The sequence below is a fragment of the Bradyrhizobium sp. CFUWI genome, assembly GCF_056429085.1.
In genome coordinates this window covers 1-2,607 of the sequence record NZ_JBWJZE010000082.1, presented here as the reverse complement: position 1 = coordinate 2,607, position 2,607 = coordinate 1, and the positions used below count along the sequence as shown (strand labels likewise).

General features: G+C 63.2%; 3 protein-coding genes. All 3 read left to right on the top strand.

The features are described 5' to 3' along the window. Positions 1-78 precede the first annotated feature (78 nt). Genes tnpA through tnpC form a run of 3 tightly spaced genes read left to right on the top strand, consistent with a single transcriptional unit; the run spans position 79 to position 2,531 of the window. Positions 79-477 carry an IS66-like element accessory protein TnpA gene (gene tnpA, locus AC066S_RS38670; protein WP_164719052.1) on the top strand — a complete coding sequence of 133 codons (399 nt, stop codon included), beginning with the start codon at positions 79-81 and terminating at the stop codon, positions 475-477. A 23-nt stretch (positions 478-500) separates the two neighbouring features. Next, positions 501-821 (top strand): IS66 family insertion sequence element accessory protein TnpB, encoded by a 321-nt coding sequence (tnpB, locus tag AC066S_RS38665; protein ID WP_430642570.1) that lies wholly within the window; start codon positions 501-503, stop codon positions 819-821. A gap of 45 nt (positions 822-866) precedes the next feature. Continuing rightward, positions 867-2,531, top strand: a complete 1,665-nt coding sequence (tnpC, locus tag AC066S_RS38660; protein ID WP_135171706.1) for an IS66 family transposase — start codon at positions 867-869, stop codon at positions 2,529-2,531. Positions 2,532-2,607: the final 76 nt, after the last annotated feature.

Here is a 2,607-nt window from a genome sequence, read left to right as displayed (position 1 = left end):
GTATCCCTCCATTGAGGGCCGCCTTGTTTGACGGGCGCGATGGCTGCAGGTCCTAGGGGTAATCCTAGGAGAAGCGCTATGACGATTTCGAGGGCGGAGGTGATCACATCGGTCGAGCGGCGGCGCCGGTGGTCGCAAGACGAGAAGGAGCGGCTTGTTGCGGCGTCGCTCGCGCCCGGCGCCAGCGTTTCCGAGGTAGCTCGCCTGGCCGGACTTCATGTGAGCCAGCTGTTCAGGTGGCGCAAGGAGCTTTGCAGGCACGGCGAAGCGAGCATAGCTCCGTTTGTTCCGGTCGAGATTGGGCCGTCTGCGTCACCGCAGGAGGTGGCCGAAGCGCCGTTGACGACGACGGCGCGGCGACGCAAGAGCCATGGCATCATCGAGATCGATCTTGGTAGCGGGCATCGCATCCGGGTCGATGGCGAAGTTGATGGAGACGCGCTACGTCGGGTTCTCGATGCTTTGGCCCGCCGATGATCCCGATTCCGACGAGCGCGCGAGTGTGGCTCGCGACAGGCTACACGGACATGCGCCGAGGCTTTCCGTCGTTGGCACTTCAGGTGCAGGAGGTGCTGCGCAAGGACCCGCTCAGCGGTCATTTGTTCGTCTTCCGGGGGCGCCGCAGCGATCTTGTGAAGGTGATCTGGCACGATGGCCAGGGGGCCTGCCTGTTCACCAAGAGACTGGAGAGAGGAAAGTTTATATGGCCATCCGTTGCGGGTGAAGCTGTGACGATCTCGCCTGCGCAGATGAGCTATCTGTTGTCCGGAATTGATTGGCGCAACCCGCAAGAAACCCAGCGTCCGACGCGGGTCGGATAGGTGTTTTGGGTTTGAGTTTGCGGCCTGATCTGATTCAATGGCTTCATGATATCGAAGCCGGACGATCTTCCATCGGACCTTGCGAGCGCCTACCTTGCGCTGCTGGCCGAGCGTGAGGCCTTGCAGGTCGAGCGCGATGTCGCCGTCGCGGATGCCGCCAGTGCGCGGGCGGAGCTGTCGGACAATGAGGCGCTCATCGCGCATCTTGAGCTGCGGATTGAGAAACTCAAACGCGAACTGCACGGGCAGCGATCCGAGCGCTCGGCACGGCTGCTCGAGCAGTTGGAGTTGGAGCTCGAGGAACTCGTCACTACGGCGAGTGAGGATGAGCTCGCCGCGCAGGTGGCGGCAGCGAAGACGCAGAACGTCCGTCCGTTCACGCGTAAGCGGCCGGTTCGCAAGCCTTGGCCGGACGATATCGAACACGAGCGCGTCGTCGTTGAAGCTCCAACGACCTGCGCCTGCTGCGGTGGATCGCGGCTGGCGAAGGTCGGCGAGGATGTGACCAAGACCCTGGAGGAGATTCCCCGCCGCTTCAAGGTCATCGAGACGGTACGCGAGAAGTTCACCTGCCGCGATTGCGAGAAGATCAGTCAGCCGCCCGCGCCGTTCCATGCCACGCCGCGCGGCTTCATCGGCCCGCAATTGCTGGCGACGATCCTGTTCGACAAGTTCGGCATGCATATCCCGCTCAACCGCCAGAGCGTGCGCTTCAGGGCTGAAAGGATCGATTTGCCGCTGTCGACGTTGGCCGACCAGGTCGGCCACGGGACCTTCGCCGTCATGCCGCTGTTCCGGCTGATCGAGCACCATGTGCTCACGGCCGAGCGCCTGCATGGCGACGACACCACCATCCGCATCCTGGCGAAGGGCAAATGCACGACTGGGCGGATCTGGACGTATGTGCGGGATGATCAGCCGTTCGCCGGGCCTGCACCGCCGGCGGCGGTTTATTACGCTTCGGGTGACCGTCGCGGCGCGCACCCCCAGAAGCATCTGGCCACCTTCAGCGGTATCCTGCAGGCGGATTGCTATAGCGGCTTCGAGCCGTTGTTCGACCCGCAAAGGAAAGCGGTGCCGATCACGCCCGCATTTTGCCTGGCGCATGCGCGGCGGGGCTTCTTCGAGCTGGCTGACATCGAGAAAACTGCCCGCGACGGACAGAAAGGCAAACCGATCTCCCCGATCGCGCTGGAGGCGGTCAGGCGTCTAGACGCTCTGTTCGAGATCGAGCGCGCCATCAATGGCCGCAGTGCCGACGACCGACGCGCCGTGCGCCAAGAACAGAGCAAGCCGCTTCTCGACGACATGCACGACTGGCTGCTCCGCGAGCGAGAGACCCTGTCGAGCTCCTCCGAGGTCCTGAAGCCCATGAATTACATGCTCAGGCGCTGGGACGACTTTGCCCGCTTCCTCCACGACGGCAGGATCTGCTTGACCAACAATTGCGCTGAACGCGCATTGAGAGGTATCGCCTTGGGTCGGCGCAACTGGACCTTCGCTGGCAGCCAGCGTGGCGCGGACCGTGCCGCCATCATGCTGACGATGATCACAACCTGCCGCCTCAACGACGTTGATCCTAAGGCCTGGCTCGCCGATGTCCTCGCCCGTATCGCCGATCTCCCTAGCTCGCGCCTGCACGAACTGCTGCCTTGGGAATGGAAGCTCCTGCGCCAAACCGACAAGCCCGCCAGTCAGCAGGCCGCTTGACCTTCACCCAACCGATCATAGAGCTCGCTCTGCCCGCGCGCATGCGTCAATCTGGCGGTCTTCATCGTATGCGTAC